The 18,407-nt window shown below is 62.9% G+C and carries 20 protein-coding genes; 11 read left to right on the top strand and 9 right to left on the bottom strand.

Annotated elements, in window-relative coordinates; all coding sequences use genetic code 11:
* Positions 1-189: 189 nt before the first annotated feature.
* A complete protein-coding gene (locus HAP48_RS47970) occupies positions 190-375 on the top strand; it encodes a hypothetical protein (protein ID WP_029079997.1) in 186 nt (61 codons plus the stop codon).
* A 114-nt stretch (positions 376-489) separates the two neighbouring features.
* On the opposite strand, the gene HAP48_RS47975 is transcribed toward HAP48_RS47970, so the two are convergent.
* The 3 genes from HAP48_RS47975 to HAP48_RS47985 all read right to left on the bottom strand — a co-directional run bounded on the left by HAP48_RS47975 (position 490) and on the right by HAP48_RS47985 (position 3,157).
* Entirely contained in the window at positions 490-693 is a 204-nt protein-coding gene (locus HAP48_RS47975; protein WP_166207821.1) for a hypothetical protein, read from the bottom strand.
* 144 nt (positions 694-837) lie between these two features.
* Positions 838-1,971, bottom strand: coding sequence for an alpha-hydroxy acid oxidase (locus HAP48_RS47980; RefSeq protein ID WP_166207824.1), 1,134 nt, complete (start codon positions 1,969-1,971; stop codon positions 838-840).
* Between the two features lie 166 nt (positions 1,972-2,137).
* A complete protein-coding gene (locus HAP48_RS47985; RefSeq protein ID WP_166207827.1) occupies positions 2,138-3,157 on the bottom strand; it encodes a GlxA family transcriptional regulator in 1,020 nt (339 codons plus the stop codon).
* Positions 3,158-3,220: 63 nt separating this feature from the next.
* On the opposite strand from HAP48_RS47985, the gene HAP48_RS47990 reads away from it, so the two are divergent.
* The 4 genes from HAP48_RS47990 (at position 3,221) to HAP48_RS48005 (ending at position 6,324) form a co-directional block, all read left to right on the top strand.
* Complete coding sequence (locus tag HAP48_RS47990) at positions 3,221-3,934, top strand: hypothetical protein (protein WP_166207830.1); 714 nt, start codon at positions 3,221-3,223, stop codon at positions 3,932-3,934.
* Positions 3,934-5,226 (top strand): MFS transporter, encoded by a 1,293-nt coding sequence (locus tag HAP48_RS47995; protein ID WP_166207833.1) that lies wholly within the window; start codon positions 3,934-3,936, stop codon positions 5,224-5,226. The genes HAP48_RS47990 and HAP48_RS47995 overlap by 1 nt, the downstream gene beginning before the upstream one ends.
* A 94-nt stretch (positions 5,227-5,320) precedes the next feature.
* Entirely contained in the window at positions 5,321-6,007 is a 687-nt protein-coding gene (locus HAP48_RS48000; RefSeq protein WP_224496868.1) for a YqcI/YcgG family protein, read from the top strand.
* Positions 6,004-6,324: a cupin domain-containing protein gene (locus tag HAP48_RS48005; protein WP_166207839.1), complete on the top strand. Its 321-nt coding sequence runs from the start codon at positions 6,004-6,006 to the stop codon at positions 6,322-6,324. The genes HAP48_RS48000 and HAP48_RS48005 overlap by 4 nt, the downstream gene beginning before the upstream one ends.
* 23 nt (positions 6,325-6,347) lie before the next feature.
* Here HAP48_RS48005 and HAP48_RS48010 read toward each other — a convergent pair whose 3' ends face one another.
* The 5 genes from HAP48_RS48010 to HAP48_RS48030 all read right to left on the bottom strand — a co-directional run bounded on the left by HAP48_RS48010 (position 6,348) and on the right by HAP48_RS48030 (position 10,507).
* Entirely contained in the window at positions 6,348-6,530 is a 183-nt protein-coding gene (locus HAP48_RS48010; RefSeq protein ID WP_092115610.1) for a hypothetical protein, read from the bottom strand.
* 364 nt (positions 6,531-6,894) lie between these two features.
* The gene (locus HAP48_RS48015; protein ID WP_166215846.1) at positions 6,895-8,157 is read right to left on the bottom strand and encodes a CaiB/BaiF CoA transferase family protein; all 1,263 of its coding nucleotides are present in this window, start codon (positions 8,155-8,157) and stop codon (positions 6,895-6,897) included.
* A 313-nt stretch (positions 8,158-8,470) separates the two neighbouring features.
* Positions 8,471-8,893, bottom strand: coding sequence for a GFA family protein (locus HAP48_RS48020; protein WP_166207842.1), 423 nt, complete (start codon positions 8,891-8,893; stop codon positions 8,471-8,473).
* A gap of 383 nt (positions 8,894-9,276) precedes the next feature.
* Positions 9,277-9,852, bottom strand: coding sequence for a DUF6456 domain-containing protein (locus tag HAP48_RS48025; RefSeq protein ID WP_166207845.1), 576 nt, complete (start codon positions 9,850-9,852; stop codon positions 9,277-9,279).
* A 94-nt stretch (positions 9,853-9,946) separates the two neighbouring features.
* Complete coding sequence (locus HAP48_RS48030; protein WP_166207848.1) at positions 9,947-10,507, bottom strand: GcrA family cell cycle regulator; 561 nt, start codon at positions 10,505-10,507, stop codon at positions 9,947-9,949.
* Positions 10,508-10,634: 127 nt separating this feature from the next.
* Between HAP48_RS48030 and HAP48_RS48035 the strand changes: the two genes are divergently transcribed.
* The 3 genes from HAP48_RS48035 to HAP48_RS48045 all read left to right on the top strand — a co-directional run bounded on the left by HAP48_RS48035 (position 10,635) and on the right by HAP48_RS48045 (position 13,024).
* On the top strand, positions 10,635-11,264 hold the full coding sequence (locus HAP48_RS48035; RefSeq protein ID WP_166207851.1) for a LexA family transcriptional regulator: 630 nt from the start codon (positions 10,635-10,637) through the stop codon (positions 11,262-11,264).
* Between the two features lie 159 nt (positions 11,265-11,423).
* Entirely contained in the window at positions 11,424-11,699 is a 276-nt protein-coding gene (locus HAP48_RS48040) for a hypothetical protein (protein ID WP_166215849.1), read from the top strand.
* Positions 11,700-11,869: 170 nt separating this feature from the next.
* On the top strand, positions 11,870-13,024 hold the full coding sequence (locus HAP48_RS48045; protein ID WP_166207854.1) for an OpgC domain-containing protein: 1,155 nt from the start codon (positions 11,870-11,872) through the stop codon (positions 13,022-13,024).
* A gap of 10 nt (positions 13,025-13,034) precedes the next feature.
* Here the strand turns inward: HAP48_RS48045 and HAP48_RS48050 are convergent, their stop codons facing one another.
* Positions 13,035-14,333 (bottom strand): glycoside hydrolase family 3 N-terminal domain-containing protein, encoded by a 1,299-nt coding sequence (locus HAP48_RS48050; protein ID WP_166207857.1) that lies wholly within the window; start codon positions 14,331-14,333, stop codon positions 13,035-13,037.
* A 246-nt stretch (positions 14,334-14,579) separates the two neighbouring features.
* Between HAP48_RS48050 and HAP48_RS48055 the strand changes: the two genes are divergently transcribed.
* The 3 genes from HAP48_RS48055 to HAP48_RS48065 are packed head-to-tail and all read left to right on the top strand — an operon-like array spanning position 14,580 to position 18,389.
* Entirely contained in the window at positions 14,580-16,067 is a 1,488-nt protein-coding gene (locus tag HAP48_RS48055) for a DUF4153 domain-containing protein (protein WP_166207860.1), read from the top strand.
* 28 nt (positions 16,068-16,095) lie between these two features.
* Entirely contained in the window at positions 16,096-16,800 is a 705-nt protein-coding gene (locus HAP48_RS48060) for a response regulator transcription factor (protein ID WP_166207864.1), read from the top strand.
* Positions 16,797-18,389: an ATP-binding protein gene (locus tag HAP48_RS48065; RefSeq protein ID WP_166207867.1), complete on the top strand. Its 1,593-nt coding sequence runs from the start codon at positions 16,797-16,799 to the stop codon at positions 18,387-18,389. The genes HAP48_RS48060 and HAP48_RS48065 overlap by 4 nt, the downstream gene beginning before the upstream one ends.
* Positions 18,390-18,407 lie beyond the last annotated feature (18 nt).

The following is an 18,407-nucleotide window of genomic DNA, read 5'->3' on the forward strand; positions in this document are numbered from 1 at the left end:
TAGTTTGTGACGGCGTCAGCGCCGGATCGCCAGCCATGACAGGCCCGCTCGTTCCAGCCTCCGAGGAAAATTTACCTAGCCGGGGCCAGACGCATACGTAGCCGATTCCAATCATGTCAGCACTGTGGCATAGTGATTCGACTTTCTTCGTTGGTCGCGTCCGCGTCTCTTGGGGAATAAGGGGATCCGATGCTGCGCGCCGTTCGTCCGACACCGACCTGCACCCGATTCAAGACCAGTATCGAGATGCCGTGCATGAAATGCGGCACGCAAATGCGGCTGACCTTGATCGAGCCGCGCGACCAAGTCTACGACGTGCTGACCTATCAGTGCACGCCCTGCAATTCCGGGGAAAGCTTCCTGAACGCGCGATAAAGCGTTTTCACGCGAAGTGGATACCGGTTCGCGTGAAGAAACCGCGTCACAATAAGAATCTAGAGCCCCGTTCCGATTCCATCGGAAGGGATAAGGCGCTACGCGGCTACCCGTTCAGTCGCTCAACACCGCAGCTCCCGTCGGCGTCAGCACGGGCTCGTCGTCATGCAGTTCGACCAGACCAAGCTCGGTCAGGACACGCAAATCCTCGTCGCTGATCGGGGACAGTCCGAGCCGGCGGGCCTGGATATCCCGCAGGGTCCAGCGCAAGCCGATCGCGCGTTCAAGTGAAAACTCAGCGAATGGATTATCTGCCATCCGCCTCGACTAGTGCGGCATTTGGATCAGACTTTGTCTTTGCCGCGGCGGCTTCATGGACACCACAGATTGATGACACCTGGCGCGACCGAGGCGCCCGTGGGCCCCAATCGCGCTATCGCTTCGTACGTCCCTCGCGGTGGTTCAGTAGCGGTAGGGATCGATGTCAAGCAGTGGGAATGCGCTGAACACGCTCGGCAGATTGGTCGGCAGCGCCGGGTGAAGATAGGATTTGTCCAGTTCGGCAAAGCTGGTGACGCCGAGCAGCCCGAGGCACCGGATCACCTCATCCTCCAGCAATTCAAGCATCCGGACAATGCCCGCCTCGCCGGCCGCGGCGAGCGCCCAGCACTGCAGGCGACCGATCCCGACAAGGTCGGCGCCCGAGATGATGGCCTTCACGATGTCGGTGCCGCGGCAGAACGAGCCGTCGACCATGATCTTGGCTCGCCCCGCGACGGCCTGGACGATCTCAGGCAGCACATGCATGGAGCCGCGGCCGTGGTCGAGCTGCCGTCCGCCGTGATTTGAGACGTAGATCCAGTCGACCCCGTGATCGAGGGCGATCCTTGCATCTTCGGCGGTGGCGATGCCCTTGAGGATCAGCGGAATCTTGAACTTGTCCTTGATCAACTTCACGGTCCGCCATTCCAGACCCTTCTGGAAATCGCCGCCGGTTGCGCGGATGCGGCTTTCACGGACGTAGCGCTTGGCGATGTCGCGCTCGCGCCGGCTGTAATGGGCGGTGTCCACGGTGAGGCAGAACGCGGCATAACCGTTGTCGATGCTACGGCTGACCGTGTCCTCGACGAATGCGTCGTCGCCACGAACATAGAGCTGGAAGATGCGCAAGGCGTCAGGCGCGGCCGTGGCCGTGTTCTCCAGACCCGGCTCCGACACCGAGCTCAGCATATGCGCCGCGCCGAACGTTCCAGCTCCGCGCGCAACGGCTGCGCCCGCATCGGGATCGAAGATCTCGAGCGCGCCGACCGGGGCGATCATCACGGGAAGCCGGAGCTTGCGTCCGAATACCTCAACCGAAGGATCGACATCGATGACGTTGCGCAGGACGCGCGGCCGGAACGCGATCTCGTCGAGGGCCATTCTGTTGCGGCGCATCGTGGTCTCGGTCTCCGAGGCGCCGACGATATAATCCCAGGCGTTCTGGTTCAGCTTGGCGCGGGCCTTCTGCGCGAATTCGTGCAGGTTCTGGAATTCCTCGCCGCTGGCGCCGAGCTCGACATTGCGCGTCTGTCGAATGGGGGTCCCGTCATTCATGGTGTTTCTTCTCCCGATTTTGGCCGGCACATTAGCCGCAGACAAACCGGAAAAGCTACCACCTTGAACATCGACTCCGGCCAGCGAAGGCCAGCTATTCGCTCGTGAGATAGATCAATTTCGACACCAAGCGCCCGGCGTCCGGACTGAGCCAGTCGGAGGCGAGTTAGCTGCCCGAAAACCGGTTTCGGTACTCGGTCGGTGACACGCCGAGGTGGCGCAGGAAGGCCCGCCGCATTCGTTCGTCATCGCCGAATCCCGCGCGCTTGGCGACTTCGACCACGCCGCCGATCTGGCGGCTTTCGAGCAGCAGGCGCGCGGTCTCCACGCGCAGCGCCTCGACGCCGCTTGCGGGCGTCATGCCGGTGCGGCTGACATAGGTCCTGGCAAAGGTGCGTGGCGTCATCCCGGCCTTTTCCGCGAGGGTCTCGACCTTGAGGTCGTCAGTGATGTTCTCGATGATCCAGGCGTGCAGCGCGCTGAAGCGCCCCTCGACGTCCGACGCCTGGGCCGCGAGCACAGTCGAGAACTGGCTCTGACCGCCCGGCCTCTTGAGAAACACAACAAGCCGGCGTGCGACATCGAGCGCGGTGGTGTGGCCGAAATCCTCTTCGATCATGGCGAGCGCGAGGTCGATACCGGCGCTGACGCCGGCTGATGACCAGACCCGCCCATCCTTGACGAAAATCGCGTTGGGCTCGACACGGATGTTGGGGAAGCTGTCCTGCAAGCGCGGGCAATACCGCCAGTGCGTTGCAGCACGCTTGCCGTCCAGGATTCCGGTCCAGGCCAGCGCAAACGCGCCGAGGCATACCGATGCGATACGGCGCGCCTTCGGCAGCGCCTCCGCAATCCAGTTCATCAACTTGGCGTCGTTGCGGAGCTTCCAGATGCCCGGCCCACCAGGGATCACCAGCGTATCGACCTCGGCGGGCGCAACACTGTCGATCGGCGCCGTGTCGATCATCATGCCGACATCGGTCGGCACCAACCCACCGGACGCCGACAGGTAGGACAGCGAGTAGTCCGGCCCGGGCAGCTCGATCGCCTCCAACTCCGCGAATACCTGGGCGGGCCCGGAGATGTCGAGCAAGGTCACGCCCGGAAAGGCGACGATTGCGATCCGCCGCGTGGCTTTCGTGTCGCGCGGCTCCGGCCGGGGCGCTTTGGCAGCTTTCGAGGGCATATTGTCCTTTAAGCCATTCGAGGCTGCCCTGTATAGGTCGCGATGGAATTCTGGAGTTCTGCCATGTCGCGAAATCTGGGCAGCGGATACGAGGCGATCAAATCGCCTTGGGCGGATTACGCGATCTACAATCTACCCGACGCCTCGCGGATCGAAGCCTGCGACCGTCAGCCGCTGATGGACGCCATGAACGGCATCATTGCCATCAACTGGCAAGCCCGCGAGCCGCACTGGACCGCAACCTCCTCGCCCTTCGACAAGAGGTACAGCCTGATCCTCGTGTATGACGGCTCGAGCCTCGTGGCCTTCTCGGTTTACCGCATCCTGCAGATGTCGGCAGGACTGGGAATCTACCGCAGCGGCACGGAAGTGCTGCCGGCGCACCAGGGTCGCGGCTTGTACGGCTTCTTCACGTCGGAAGTCCTGAAATGTTCGGGCGCCGCTGCGAGAGCCGACGGCAACGTCCTCTACGGCTGGCGGACCCGCAATCCGATCGTGTGGGCAGCGAACGCTAAGATTTGCGAAAAAGTGTCTCCATCATTGCTCGACGATGCACAGGATCCCGCGTTGCAGGCGGCCTGTGTCGAGATGTGCACCTCGCTCTATCCGGGCAAGCCGCTCGAACTTCCCGACATGATCATGCGCGGCGCCTACGGCCACATTAAGCACCATCGGCAGACCTACCATGGCACCGCATCGCTGGTCGACGCCGCGATGTCGCGCAAGATTCCGAATTCAGCGGATGCCCTTTTCTCTGTCGGTTACGCGAGGGTTTGATGTCGATGCTCGGACAACAGGCGGTATACGTCCCGACGTCGCGCTTCACCGATCGCGCCTATCTCGCCTGGACGGCGGTGGCGATCGCCTATGCCATCGCCTTCCTGCAACGCGTGTCGCCGCAATCGATGAGCCTCAGCTTCATGCACGACTTCGACACCGACGCGGCCGGTGTTGCGATGCTCGCCTCGAGCTATTTCTGGGGCTACACCTTGATGCAGATTCCGGCCGGCCTTCTGGTCGACCGTTTCGGCGTCAAGCGCGTGGTCCTGGCCAGCATGATCGCCTCGTCGCTCGGCAGCGCCGCATTCGCGCTCGCACCGAACCTGCTCGACGTTTTTGCCGCTCGGCTGATCGTCGCCTGCGGCGACGCGCTGGTCTTCACCGCACTGCTGAAGCTCGTCGCGCAGAGCTTCGCCGACGAGCGGTTCGGCATGATGTCCGGCATTTCGCAGGTGTCCGGCTATGTCGGCGGCGTGATCGCGACCACGCCGCTTGCGGCCGCGGTCTCGGGCTTTGGCTGGCGGTCCTGCTTCCTGTTCATCGCCTGCATCGGACTTGCCAATCTCGCTTTCGCCAAGCTTGCGCTCAAGCCGGATCCGGTCTCGCACAGCAACAAGACGCTGAAGGGCGTTGCCATTGCGGCACGGCAAGCGCTGGCCCATGTCGCGAACTGGGGTTGCGCGATGACGTTTGCCTCGCACTTCGCGGTCGTGACGACGCTGTCCGGCGTCTGGGGCATTCCGATGGTCGCGCACTTCTTCCATATCTCACCGACGGCCGCCGGCACGCCGCTGCTGGCCTTCATGATCGGCAATGCGCTCGGATCGATCTTCCTCGGTCATGCCGCCGACCGTGCCGCCGCGGTACTCGACCGCGCGCTGATCGGCATTTGCGCGCTGCGCATGCTCCTGATTGCGATGCTGCTGCCGCCGATCGCCCAAACGTTTGGTCTTGCCTACGTCACCGTCGTGTTCACGGCATTGGGCCTCGTCGCCGGCGGCACGGTTCCGCTGGTGCTGAAATGCGTCAAGAAATTGTACACGGCGGACCTGATCGGTGTCGGCGCCTCCGTGAATACCACGGCTGCCGGCATCTTCGCCGGCGTCGCGCAGCCCATCATCGGCTTCGCGATGCTTGCGGCCAGCAGCGCCTCCGGGACCGACGCCGTGCACAACACGGCCGTGATCGGTGATGGCGGCTACAGCGCCTTGATTGCCATTCTGCTTCTCATGTCGCTGCCGGGCATTGCCGGGCCGCTGCTGATGAGAAGCAAGTTGATAGCTCGTTAGTGTCGTTAGGAGTCGAGGGGGTGTTATGGAGCGCTTGTTTTTGAGAAAAGGCGAAGTCGCGTCAAACTTTCCGGTCAGCAGCTGGCAAAGCGTGATGTTTTCCGAGTTTGAAGCGCAGATGAGCAGCGAGGCGAGGCCGTTCCCTTGCGTGTTCGGGGTGACCGGACATCGCCAGGACCAGCTCCGCTACCTCTTCCTCGATCCGTATGATGTGGCGGTGCTTGGCGAACAGCTCGGACAATATGTCTCGGAGGCGCGCTCGTTCGGCCCCAACACCTCATTGATCGTCTTCACGCGGCCCCGCCCGGTGCAGACGATCGACGCCTATTATCGCAAGATGTGGCTGACGCTCGACCAGCTTGCGCGGCTGGACAAGAACCCCTGGCCATCAGAGATTCCCGAGCAGATCGACCATCCGATGTGGGAGTTCTCGTTTGCGGGCGAGCCGATCTTCGTCGTGTGCACGACGCCCGCGCATGTGATGCGCCAGAGCCGCCGGTCCAGCGCCTTCATGCTCACCTTCCAGCCGCGCTGGGTGTTCGAGAAGATTCTCGGGACGGAGAAGGCGGCGAACGCCGCGTTCGCCGAAGTGCGCAAGCGCCTGATCCCTTACGACAGCGCGAGCCCCTCGCCGCTGCTTGGCCGCTACGGCGCGTCCGACGGCCGCGAGTACCTGCAGTACTTCCTGGACGACGACAACAATGCGAGCGCCGGCTGCCCCTTCGCCAAGCTCGCACAGAACAAGACGCCACCGATCGCGAACAAGGAACAGGCAGCATGACCCAGATCATCGCAGGCGCGAAGACCGAATTTGCCATCGATCCGGAGATCCTGAACCTGCTCCCGGCGCAGGGCTCCGTCGAGCTGCAGCATGATGCGACCGGCAAGGTCCATCACTTCCATACCCATCCGGTCGATGAAATCCTGATGATTATCAGCGGCCGGCTGAACTTCATCTGGGATGGCGGCGAACGGGTCGTCGGCGCCGGCGACACCATCCTGCTGCCTGCCGGCACCCGACATCAATCCGAGGCGCTCGAGGGCGGCGCGATCTACGTGATCGCGACGCAGCCGCCGGCCAAGCCAATGAACAACTGACATCCAGGGAAAACGCGAACACCTCAGGAAAGTGAAGGATCGCGCGGCGGTTCAACCGCCAAACGTTCGACCAGCTCGATGACCTCGGAACGCTGGTCGGGCGCAAGCCGAAGGAAAGCCTTCAACAGTCGCAGGCTTTCCAGTGTTTCGCTCGATGGAGCTCCGAGCTTGTTCTGCAGCTCTGCAACATATGTGGGATTTTTCATCTCGCACCTTAAGTGAGGATTACGAATGGCATACCCAGGTAAACGTGAAGGCTTGGCCCAGAAGGTCGACACCGCAGCGCAAGAGGCTGAACGCCTCGGCCTGACCACGGCAACCCTCATACTCCGGATGGCCCGCCTCGAGATTGATCGGGCGGAGCCCGAGGAAGTTGAAAGTATGCCAAGGAACAACTTGCGTAGCAAGCCGAACTGAACTCGCGAAACGGACCGGTTCCGGCTCCGAGGCCGCCGGCATGCGCCGGAAGCCTGTGACGTCTGAACGACGTCCTGCGAGGCGAGAGGCTTGCCTCTCGCCTGCGCTCAGGTTGCTTTGCGAATGTTCGATCTTCGGTGCAGGCCAATCACGCTAGCCGGTATTCCCGGCGTTGCCGAACGCGCCCGCCTCGGCTAAGGCGGCCATGCGCCGGTCGTCATAGCCAAGCGTCTTGCTCAACACGTCCCGCGTGTGCTGACCGAGCAGCGGGGCCGCAACAGGATCAACCGCCGGCGTCAGGCTCATATTGACCGGCGACTCGATGTTCGGAACCGAACCGGCAGTCGGATGCGCGATTCTGCTCAGACGATGCCGATCGCGCACCTCGGGTGCGTTGAACCCTTCCTCGACCGTCCGCAGATAGCCGACCGGAATGTTGGCCTTCTTCATCTTCGCCATCCAATGCTCGAGCGTGTCGCTCGCGAACACGCTGGCAATGATGGCGCGAAGCTTCTCCTTGTTGGCCGTCCGGGCCTTGCGGTGAGCAAATTCGGGGTCAGTGACGAGATCCGGACGCTCCAGCACGTCGGTGACCAACCGGCGATAGAGCCGGTCATTGGCGCAGGCCATGTAAAGCGGACCATCGGACGCGCGATAGACGCCGACGGTCGGCGAACCGTTCGGAGAATTGCCGAAACGGCCGGGGTTGTTGCCGTTGATGAGATAGGCCATGCCGTAGAAGCCGGTCATTGAGACCGCGGTGTCGATCAACGCAACCTCGACCTGCTGACCGCGTCCGAGCCGATCGCGCGCGATCAGCGCCAGCAGGATCGCGTTGCAGGCCGACATGCCCGTTGCCATGTCCACGATCGGCGGCCCGGTGCGCACCGGCTCGCCATCCGGAAAGCCGTTGAGCGACATGAAGCCGCTTTCGGCCTGGGTGATCGGGTCAAAACCTGGACGTAGCGCGAAATCGCCTTTGCGGCCGTAAGCGGAGATCGAGCAATAGATCAGCCGCGCATTGGTCGGCGCCACCGACGCATAGTCGAGCCCGAATTTCTTCATCACGCCGCCGGAGAAATTCTCCACCACGACGTCGGCCTTGGCGATCAACGCACGTGCGACTTCGAGCGCGGACGGATTGTTGAAATCGAGCGCAATGCCGCGCTTGTTGCGATTGAGGCTCAGATAAGCTGCGCTCTCTCCGCCGATTTCGGCGTGCTCGTAAGCGCGCGTATCGTCTCCGCCGTCCGGGTTCTCGATCTTGATGACCTCGGCCCCGAAGTCTGCCAACGTTTGCGTGCAGGCCGGACCGGCGACAACGCGGGTGAAATCGACAACCAGCAGCCCATCGAGCGCCGTCGGAACTCCCTCCCCGCGCGGCGCGCGCCCTGGCAATTCTGGTCCGGTCATGATCTGACGCTTCCTCTGTTATTTTGTCAGGCGAAATACGACGGCCCTCCCAGGACCGGCGCTGCGCGCCTTTTTAGCGGAAGCCCGTCACCAAAACCAAACCCGGATTTTGCAGGGCGGGACCTTCGCCTGACATGGCTGTCATCGGCCACGAGGATTGCCGCGGTGCCGGCAGTGCCGACACGGTCGGACGACTCGAATGTCAAGGAAACCTGCCGGATACCGGATTTGTCAGGGCGCCTGGCAGTGACGGAATGTAGATGAGCGGGTGGCGGCGTCCGGCCGCCACCCGCTTTCGTCATCGAGAACCATCGTGCTATTCGGCAATCATTTCGCCGGACCCGCCGAACTCGGCCGGAAAATCCTTCAACTTCGGCAGACCATCGCGTATCGGCAGCACCGCCTCGGCATAGTTGACGTGCACGCCAGGGCTGAATTTCAGCGTCGGGATCGTTGCCGTGAAGACGTCGACGAGCCCAAGCGTCGGATGGTTGGTCATCAGGTGACCGCCGCACTTGCTGCAATATTTGCGTTGGCTCATCGCCGTCTTCTCGAATGTCCCGATATGGTCGGCGCCCTTGGTGACCTCAACCGCCTCAGGTTTCCAGAGGCTGAACGCATTCACCGGACCGCCGGACCAGGAACGGCACGAGCGGCAGTGGCAGTAGCCCATCGCCTCGGGCTCTCCCGTGACCTTGAGTTCGACGGTGCCGCAAAAGCAGTTTCCAGTGTGATTCATCGGTCGGTTCTCCTTGGGTGAATTTGATTGGGGCTCCGCGCCGGCATCGACCCACGTTGCGTTGCTCGTGATGTTCGTGATGCAGGAGGAAGATATGGAGAGGCGTAGCCGCTGCGAACTCCCTTGAGGTGACGCGCCAGACCCATTGCCGGCACCCGAGGCCATCACACTTCGCTCGAATGCAGGCAGGTCATAGGCGTGGGCGAAGTTACATGAGAGTCCGCGCCGCTGTCGACCTTCTTCACGGCCTGGCCGAATACGACGCCCATCATACACGAAGGATGGTGCGCAATGTGAGGCCAGGCACAGTCCTGCAATGTGATGACGCGCTGCCGTGCCGGACGCCTGCGTCGCAACCGGCACGTAAGCAACCTCACTTCAAATCAGCATCGATGGTCCTTCACGGGAACCCTGTTCGGCGTGGCAAGCCCGTACATCAGCGCCAGCCGATCCAGGCATTCCTTGAGACGCCGCGCAAAATAGTCCTGCCAGCGCTGCGTGCGCAGCCCGCGCCGCTGCCCAACCTGCTCCATGGTCATGCCGAGGATCAGGACGTCGTGCACCAGCGCCGAGCCGTCGGCGCCGAGCTCATGCTCGGCACGATTCAACCGCAGGGTCGCCTGACGCTGCCCCTCCGTGATCGGCTCGCGTTGCTGACCGCCGTCGACGTATTCGCGCGTCGTGTCCACCGCGCGAGGGCCACGCTCGGCCTTCTCCCAATCGTTTTGGAAGGCCCTGCCGCTCCGATACTGCGTATCGTCGATCTGTCGATGCGCGTGCAACCGGCCGAGCGGATCGTTGCTTATCGAGCGGAACGCAACGATCTTGTCGCCCGGCTCGAGCGCAAGGGGGTCGTCGATCTCGACCGTCGCCACCTCGGCATTGAAGGGCAGATCCTGGGAGCGTCGATCGTGCGCTCCGGCGGGATCGTACGGTTTCCGTCGTTTGGCTCGCGGCATTGCTGGTCGCCAAAATGTCTGGTGATGAGCGCGCGGAGTCATCCGCGCGATTGCGGTTGCGGACCGAAGTCCGGCGGTCGGGAGGTGAATCGCCTCAGATGGCTCCGACGGCCTGAAGCCAGGCGTCGTTCAATACCGGCCTCGCCGAGGCCTCCGGATCGCGGCTCAGGTGAAAATGCGGTGCACAGTAGCTCGTACCCGGCCGGCACGGATGACCGCAGAAGGTGACCGTCTCGCCCTCGGCATCCCCGCCATAGGGATAGCGGCAGTCGCCGCGTTTCAGGTCGAGCAGTGAAAGGTGCCGCGGCACGACCGCCGCGCAACGAAGTTGGGGCATCTCCACCGCTTCGGCGAAGATCTTTGGCCAGCGAAGCAGATCGGGCTTCAGCTCGGCCCGCCCCTCCCGCAGGCGCCCGATGCCCGGGAGCTTCGGCAGGGACGGTTTCGGCGGGTCGAGGCCCCCCGGCAGCGACGGCTCTAGCCGTTCGAGGCCCACCAACCCCATGCGCTGGGCCCGGCTGAGGGCCGCGTAGCGTGTGTAGGCCGTGTTGAAGGTTGCGTTGATGGTGTCAGCGATCTCCGAGTAGGACAAGCCGCGGGCGCGCAGGTCCTGCAGGGCTGCCGAATGCTCCGGCAGCCAGTTCGTCATTTCCATTCCAGATTCCCATTTTTGTCATTCCGCCGGCGCCTTGCATAACTTCCGATATTCCGAAGGAAAAGTCAAGCTTGAATTCTGATAATCGTAACGGTATGGATACAGCAGGGTTTGGAGAGGATGAAACATGCTGGACGCGGCACTGATCGAACGAGCATTGGAAAAGACAGGCAAGAGCAAGGGCGGGCTTGCCCGCGCAATGGGGGTACGGGCCGGGGCGGTATCCGAGATTCTGTCGGGGATACGGTTGATCAAGGCATCGGAGATCGCCCCGATCATCGAATATTTGGAGCTGAACTCGGTGCCGATCATGGGCCGGGTCGGCGCCGGCGCCTCGATCGAGCCGGAACTCGAGCAGGTCCCGCCGGAGGGTCTCGGCGAGGTCGAACTTCCGTTTCCGATGAACGAGGAGACCATCGCTTTCGAGGTCTCAGGCGATTCGATGCTGCCCAAATACGAGAACGGCGACGTCATCGTGGTCTATCGCGAGCAGCGCCATCCGCTGTCGAGCTTCTACGGAGAGGAAGCTGCGGTCCGGCTGAAGAGCGGCGAGCGTTACCTGAAGACGATCGAACGCGGCAGCTCTTCCGGCCTGGTCAACCTCAAGAGCTTCAATGCCAAGCCGATTAACGGCGTAAAGCTCGAATGGATCGGGGAAATCTGCGTCACCCTGCCCCGCAGCCAGATCGAGCGGCTGCGCGGCAAGACGGCGAAGGGCCGCAAATCTGCCCGGACGCAGGGGCGATCGGAGAAATAGCGGCGCGACTTCAGGGCCGACCAGGCCGATTCGGATACCTCCAGACCGAATCGGCCGGACCAGCGGCGTCGGAATTCGGGTTATCGGCAATTTATCTTGACATGGTTCCGATTATCGGAAATAATGACCGATGACAGTCAAGGCATCGAACTATCAGGCATGCAGTATTTTGTCGTGATGATCGACTATGGCCGCCGCGGCCGGGAAGCGATCGTCGACCCCGAAATGACCCGGCGGGAGGTCGTCTCGCGCATCGCGTCGGGTGAATATACCAACATCAGCTTCATCCACGAGATCGCCGAGTGCTCGGTCGAGGATGTCACGAACGACATCCTCGCCGAGGCGGCCCTGCCGGAGGTCCCCCTCACCGCCGCCGATATGCAAGCCAATACGCTCGATCACATCAGCGACTTGCGCAAGCACGAGACGGTCTGACGTCGAGATCGCTCACGTGGTGATTTCGAAAACGTGATCTTTCTTGAGCCGGCCACTTGGCCGGAACCGGAAACGGACTAGATAGGGTTCACGCAAAGTCTATTCGGACCGGGCGTGGGTTCCCTTTAGATTAGCGATTCGTTTCTCGGGCCGGTAGATTTCTGCTTCAAATGACTCCGACAAAAAATGCCGGGATCGCGGCAGGCGATGGCGATCTCAGGATTGCGCTGCTGCTCGGCATCGCGAACTGGTTTCTATTCCTCGATCATATTCCGCACAACGTCGTCAACACGCTGACCATGCGCAACTTCGGCTTCAGCGGCGCCACCGACTTGTTTGTATTCGTCGGCGGCTACGCAACGACGCTGATCTACAGTGGGATGGCGGTGGAGCGCGGAATTCTGGTGGCGGCCACCCGCATCTTCAGGCGTGTGTGGCAGCTCTATGCTGCCTACATCGTCCTGTTCGTGATCTATGTCGAGCTGATCAGCTATGTCGCAGCCCGGACCGCGGCGCCCGAGATCATCAGCGAGTTCAACATCACCGGCTTCATCGACCACGGTATCCGAACGCTGATCTACGGCCTGTTCCTGCAAGCCAAGCCGCTCAATCTCGATGTGCTGCAACTCATTATCGCCTTGATGGCCTTCCAGCCCATTATCGTGTGCGGATTGCTCTATGTGCCGAACGCGACGCTCGCCGGGTCCGTTGCGCTTTATGCGACCGCCCGCGTACTCGACTGGAATCTGTCATCATACCCGGAAGGACACTGGTATCTGAACCCGTTCTGTTGGCAATTGCTGTTTGTGATGGGCGGCTGGCTCGCGCTCGTCGGCAGGCGGTACGCTTCAGAGATCCGCTCGCTGCAGGCCACTCCCGCGCTGCGCGCCGCGGCCCTGTCGTATCTGGTGCTCGCGCTGACGATCGTCTCAGTTGGCGATATCCCGGCCCTCGCCCAGATGATGCCGGATGGACTGAGCGATATGCTCCTGCCAAGCGATCAGGAGGACGTTGCACCCCATCGCATCCTGCATTTCCTGGCCCTGACGTTCCTGTTCACCTTGCTGGTGCCGCGCGACTGGGGATACCTGCGATCACACGCCTTGCAGCCGATCATCAAATGCGGCGAGGAGTGGCTCGCGGTATTCTGCGCGGGCGTTTTCCTCTCCTTTGCCGCGCACCTTATCCTGATCACCGGCCCGAACTCGGTGGCGAGGCAAGCTGCGGTCAGCATCGCTGGCATCGCGGCGATGATTGCAGTCGCCTACTACGTCTCGTGGTCGAAGCAGCAGGATCATAAATCGGCTGTCGGAGCCCATTCGTGAATCCGGTGATCTAATCGATCGCCAGCGACCGCTTAAGCCGCGTCTCGCTGTCGTGCAACATCGCGGCGTCGAGCGCATCCCGACCGGCTGCATCGCTTGCACAGGCGAACAGGCGGTAGAATTGGGCGCCATCATAGGCGACCAGCAAGAGATCGACGCCCGCGTTCAATGCCTCCACGACGGCGGTGCAGACATCGTGCTGATAGATCGCGCCCATCACCAGATCGTCCGTCATGACGAGGCCCTGGTAGTTCCAGCTTTTCCGGATCAGCCCATCGATGACGGCCTTCGAATGCGAGGCAGGCCGCGCCGGGTCGAGAGCGCTGACCGCCACATGCCCGACCATCAGGCGCGCACCGGTGGTCGACAGCACATCGCGGAACGGACGCCAGTCGGTCGCCTCCAGTTCGCCGACCGGCGTATCGAGATCGGCGTTGAAATGATGCGTGTCGGCGCGCACGCGGCCCAATCCGGGAAAGTGCTTCACGGTGGCGTTGACGCCCGCGGACTCGAGGCCGTGGATGTAGGCGCCCGCGATCGCGCTCACCTTGGCGGGGTCGTCTGAGATCGCGCGCTGATTGGTCAGCGTATTGAAATCGAATCGGTTGCGCGTCGCCTCGGGCCGAAGGTCGAGCACCGGAGCTAGATTGAGGTTGACGCCGAGCGACGCCAGTTCGCGTCCATGGATGCGCCCGAACTCCTCGGCCTTTGCCGTTCGCTCCTCCGGCGCCAATTCGGCCAGCGAGGCAAGCGCGGGCAGCCTCGTCAGCGGCGGCGCGAGGTGCGAAACGATGCCGCCCTCCTGATCCGTCGCGACTAGCAGCGGCGGCAGCCCGGCCGCGCGCCGCTTCGCCTGGAGCGCAGCGATCTCGGCCTTCAGTGCATCGACCGCCCTGCCGGCGACATTGCGCCCGGTGACATAGATACCCGCAATCAACCCGCTCTCCGCCAGCGGCGCCACCTCGTCGAACGACCGGTAGCCGACGATGAAATGCTGCCCAAGGGACCGCGCAAGAAGCGGCTCAGTCTGCATTATGCGGTGCATGCGGACCTCGAACACACCATGCGCGGCCAGCATCGCCAGTGGCGGCAGGCACCACAGGATGACCAGAAGCCTCCCGGCCCATGCCCGCCGGGCGCCGCGGCAGACCAGCACGAGCACGACGGCGACGCTTGCGACCACGAGCAGCAGGTTGCCCGTCCCGCGTAGCGGGACCAGATAGGGATCGTTGTGGTTGACGCCGGCAAAGACGAATGCGAGCCCGACGATCCAGGCCATGGCAATGCCGACTCGCTTGATGATTTGCATGGAGACGAGGGGGTGAACAAACCGAACGTGTCGTCCGTATCAGACCGGATTCGCCGCAGCGAGCGGATAAGACCCCTCTGCACGCAATCTGCATAAGAATCCTGAACTCCTGCTGATCGCCTTTCCGCTGTCTGCACGCAGCCAACCCAAGGTTCGCCATGCCGCAGCCGGGATCGCGTTCGCACACCTGTCGATGACGTCAGCGCGACCGCCGGAGTCCAAACGTCCTTCAATCCTGAGGTCACAATGACAAGCCTTGAGTCACCGGAAACCGAGACCCAATCGATTGCCAACGGCTTGCCGCCGGCCAAGGCCGCCGCCGCGCTTACTCTCGCCGCGCTGGCCGATTGGTTGTTCTATGATCAGAATGCCGGACTCTCGGTGGTCCTGTTCGCAGTCGCGCTGGCCGGCGTGTCACTGGCCGCCAACTTTGGTCACCTCGCTCGCCGCAGGCTGCTGATGGCCGGCGCGATCGTTGTGGCCGGGTTGCTCCCTGCCCTGGAGGAGTTCAACGCAGCCTCGCTGGCCTTCGCCGTTCTTACGCTCGGCACCGCGCTCACTCTCACGACCAATCCCTGTCTCGACAGTGTGGCCAAGGGAGCTGCCTCGCTGGTGGACCTCTTTCTGGTCAGCCCTTTCAGGTTGTTCCGGGATGTCGTCAGCGCATTCAGCCTGCCGGGCCTGACCAGGGGTTTCATCCTATGGTTCGTACCATTGCTGCTCGGAACCGTGTTTGTCTCTCTGTTCGTCGCCGCCAATCCAGTGCTGGAAATATGGATCAGCCAGCTGAACCCGGGCAATCCCGCCGCCAGCCTCAGCCTCGGTCGCACGCTGTTCTGGATTCTCGCATTGGCGCTGCTCTGGCCCTTCATCCATGTCAAATGGCGGCACTACACCAACGTCGTGCCCAACGGACCTCGATCTTCCGCGAAGGATCCGGCCGAACCCGATCATTTCATCGACTTGTTCGGCGCAGGCTCCATCCTGCGCTCCCTGATCCTGTTCAACCTGCTGTTTTCGATTCAGACCATTCTCGATGCGATCTATCTCTGGGGCAACGCGACGCTTCCTGCCGCCATCACCTACGCGTCCTACGCCCATCGTGGCGCCTATCCGTTGATCGTCACGGCGCTTCTGGCCGCGGCCTTCGTTCTGCTCGCGATGCGGCCGGGCGGTCCGGCCGAACAATCGCGAGTGATCCGACCGCTCGTCTACGTCTGGGTCGGACAGAATGTCTTGCTGGTGATCTCCTCGATGCTCCGGCTTGATCTCTACGTCCAAACCTACCTGCTCACCTACTGGCGGGTCGCGGCATTCGTCTGGATGCTGCTCGTCGCCGTCGGGCTGATCCTGATTCTGGTGCGCATCGTCCTGCGGGCATCGAATGAATGGCTGGTCGGCACCAACCTGTCGGTACTGACCATCGTGCTCTATGTCTGCTCCCTGGTTAATTTCGCCGCCGTCATCGCCGACTACAATGTCAGCCACAGTCGCGAAGCCTCGGGCAGTGGCGTCAATCTGGATATGGACTACTTGATCCAGCTCGGCCCCCAAGCCCTTCCGGCCATCGACCGGGCGATCCAGCTCCGCTACGCCAACCCGGTCCTTGTCTCGCGCCGCAATAGCCTTGTAGAACAGCAACGCCAGCAGATGGCCTCATGGCGCAGCTGGGGCTTTCGCGGCTGGCGGCTTCAGCGTTTCCTGGACAGGCAGCAGACCAATGCGCCGGGATAGTCGAAGCGCCGGTTTTCGGAGACGACTCGTGACGCACCGCATCCTCATCGTCGACGACGACCTGCATATCCGCGAGGTCATCCGCGTCGCCCTCAAGAAAGCCGGCATGAGCGTGGCCGAGGCCCGCGACGGAAAGGAGGCGCTGACCCGGTTTGCCGGCGAGCGGCCGGACCTGATCGTGCTCGACATCGGCATGCCGGAATTCGACGGCCTCGATGTCTGCCGCGAGATCCGCAAATCATCGGATGTGCCGATCCTGTTCCTCTCTGCCCGCGACGACGAGATCGACCGCGTCCTCGGCCTCGAGATCGGCGGTGACGACTACGTAACCAAGCCATTCAGCCCGCGCGAGCTCGTCGCGCGGGTGAATGTCATCCTGCGGCGGCTGACCCCACGGATAGCGGCGGCAAGGACTGAGGCCGCCGTGCTCTCGCGGGGGCAGCTCTCGATCGATCCCGAGCAGCACATCGCGACGTTCGCGGGCGTGCCGCTGCGCCTGACCGCAATCGAGTTCGGAATTCTGCGCGCCTTCCTGACGCGACCGACGGTGGTGTTCAACCGCGAACAGATCATGAGCGCGGCCTACCAGCTCAACATCCAGGTCTCCGACCGCACCATCGACAGCCACATCCGCAACATCAGAGCCAAGCTCGCAGCCGTGAACTGCGACAACGTTATCGAGACCGTTCACGGCGTCGGCTTCAAGCTCGGTCGCTGCGAGCTGCAGGCATGACATCGTTCCGCGCCCGCCAGAAGTGGCGACCGTCGCTTGGTCTGGTCATCTTCACAGTGCTTGCCCTGGTCGCGCTGCTGCCGCTGGTGGGTCTGTTCTTCTTCCGCCTCTACGACAACCAGCTGATTCACCAGACCCAGGCCGAGCTGATCGCGCAAAGCCGCGTCCTTGCCGCGATCTACGCCGAAGAAGTGAAGGCACGATTGGGCAATGGCATCCCGCTCGGCGCCGCGGTCCCCCCGGAGGCGCTGCCTGATCCCGGCGACCAGGTGACGCCGATCCGGCCCGCGCTCGACCTCGCCGGCAACGACCTGCTGCGGCGACGGCCCGACGCGCTGCCGGCGGCCAGGCCCGCGGATCCGGCCTATGTCGAGATCGGCAGCAGGCTGATGCCCATCATCCTGGAGACCCAGAAGGTGACGCTTGCGGGCTTCCGGATTCTCGATCCGCAGGGCGTGGTGATCGCCGGACGCCAGGAGGTCGGACAGTCGCTTTCCCATATCGAGGAGGTGGCCGCGGCGTTGCACGGCCAGTATAGCGCCGCATTGCGCATCCGCATGCCCGACAAGCCCCCACCACCGATCTATTCGATCAGCCGCGGCGTCGGTGTTCACGTCTTCTCCGCGATGCCCGTGATCGTCAACGACCACGTTGCCGGCGTGATCTACACGTCGCGGACGCCGAGCAACATCTTCGACCATCTCTATCAGGAGCGTGGCAAGTTCCTGCTCGCCACATTGGCCGTGCTGCTGGCGACGATTGCGATCGGGTTGATGTTCTCACGCACCGTCACGCGCCCCATGCGCGAGCTCGTCGATCGAGCCGTGCGGATCGGCCGTGGCGACCGCAACGCGTTCCAACCGCTGCAGCACTATGGCACCCGTGAGCTCGCCCAGCTCTCAGACAGTTTCCTCGACATGGCCCAGCAACTGTCGCGGCGGTCCGACTATATCGCCACCTTCTCGGCACACCTGACGCACGAGTTGAAATCGCCGCTGACATCGATCAGGGGCGCAGCCGAGCTGCTGCAGGATTCGCTTCAGAGCAAATCGGGTACGCTGACCCGCTCCGAGCAACAAAGCTTCATCTCGAACATCCTTGGCGACGTCGAGCGGCTCGATGCGATGAGCCAGCGGCTGCGCGAACTGGCCCGTGCGGAGGGCGCCCCACAGAACGAGCAGACCCCGCTCTCTCCCGTCATCGAAAACCTGAAGGGCCGCTTTGCAGGCCGTACCATTGCGGCCAGCGGCTGCCTCGACCGTTCAATCGGCATGTCCGGCGAGAAGGCGCTGATCGTGCTGGCGCATCTGGCCGACAACGCGTTCCGTCACAATGCCAAGTCGGTGGAGATCGAAGCGACCGGTGACGCCTCCAGCGTCAGAGTGACGATGAGCAATGATGGCGCCCCAATCTCCGACGCCAACCGCGACAAGATCTTCGACGCTTTCTTCACCACGCGCCGCGACAGCGGCGGCACCGGCATGGGGCTGGCGATCGCGCAAGCCGTCATGGTGAGCCATGGCGGTTCGATCCGTCTCCTGCCCTCGAGCCGGGGTGCAGCCTTCGAGTTGCAGTTTCCCGCCGTCTGACCGGTCAGAACCGCTTGA

Source organism: Bradyrhizobium septentrionale, from assembly GCF_011516645.4.
Lineage (GTDB): Bacteria > Pseudomonadota > Alphaproteobacteria > Rhizobiales > Xanthobacteraceae > Bradyrhizobium > Bradyrhizobium septentrionale.

Excerpts from the sequence above, each read along its gene's own strand:
- HAP48_RS47975 (WP_166207821.1), bottom strand. The coding sequence starts at position 693 with ATGGCAGATAATCCATTCGCTGAGTTTTCACTTGAACGCGCGATCGGC.
- HAP48_RS47970 (WP_029079997.1), top strand. The coding sequence starts at position 190 with ATGCTGCGCGCCGTTCGTCCGACACCGACCTGCACCCGATTCAAGACC.
- HAP48_RS48000 (WP_224496868.1), top strand. The coding sequence starts at position 5,321 with ATGTTTTCCGAGTTTGAAGCGCAGATGAGCAGCGAGGCGAGGCCGTTC.
- HAP48_RS48040 (WP_166215849.1), top strand. The coding sequence starts at position 11,424 with ATGCAGTATTTTGTCGTGATGATCGACTATGGCCGCCGCGGCCGGGAA.
- HAP48_RS48065 (WP_166207867.1), top strand. The coding sequence starts at position 16,797 with ATGACATCGTTCCGCGCCCGCCAGAAGTGGCGACCGTCGCTTGGTCTG.
- HAP48_RS48025 (WP_166207845.1), bottom strand. The coding sequence starts at position 9,852 with ATGCCGCGAGCCAAACGACGGAAACCGTACGATCCCGCCGGAGCGCAC.
- HAP48_RS48045 (WP_166207854.1), top strand. The coding sequence starts at position 11,870 with ATGACTCCGACAAAAAATGCCGGGATCGCGGCAGGCGATGGCGATCTC.
- HAP48_RS47980 (WP_166207824.1), bottom strand. The coding sequence starts at position 1,971 with ATGAATGACGGGACCCCCATTCGACAGACGCGCAATGTCGAGCTCGGC.
- HAP48_RS48010 (WP_092115610.1), bottom strand. The coding sequence starts at position 6,530 with ATGAAAAATCCCACATATGTTGCAGAGCTGCAGAACAAGCTCGGAGCT.
- HAP48_RS47990 (WP_166207830.1), top strand. The coding sequence starts at position 3,221 with ATGTCGCGAAATCTGGGCAGCGGATACGAGGCGATCAAATCGCCTTGG.
- HAP48_RS47985 (WP_166207827.1), bottom strand. The coding sequence starts at position 3,157 with ATGCCCTCGAAAGCTGCCAAAGCGCCCCGGCCGGAGCCGCGCGACACG.
- HAP48_RS48055 (WP_166207860.1), top strand. The coding sequence starts at position 14,580 with ATGACAAGCCTTGAGTCACCGGAAACCGAGACCCAATCGATTGCCAAC.
- HAP48_RS48020 (WP_166207842.1), bottom strand. The coding sequence starts at position 8,893 with ATGAATCACACTGGAAACTGCTTTTGCGGCACCGTCGAACTCAAGGTC.
- HAP48_RS48030 (WP_166207848.1), bottom strand. The coding sequence starts at position 10,507 with ATGGAAATGACGAACTGGCTGCCGGAGCATTCGGCAGCCCTGCAGGAC.
- HAP48_RS48050 (WP_166207857.1), bottom strand. The coding sequence starts at position 14,333 with ATGCAAATCATCAAGCGAGTCGGCATTGCCATGGCCTGGATCGTCGGG.
- HAP48_RS48005 (WP_166207839.1), top strand. The coding sequence starts at position 6,004 with ATGACCCAGATCATCGCAGGCGCGAAGACCGAATTTGCCATCGATCCG.
- HAP48_RS47995 (WP_166207833.1), top strand. The coding sequence starts at position 3,934 with ATGTCGATGCTCGGACAACAGGCGGTATACGTCCCGACGTCGCGCTTC.
- HAP48_RS48035 (WP_166207851.1), top strand. The coding sequence starts at position 10,635 with ATGCTGGACGCGGCACTGATCGAACGAGCATTGGAAAAGACAGGCAAG.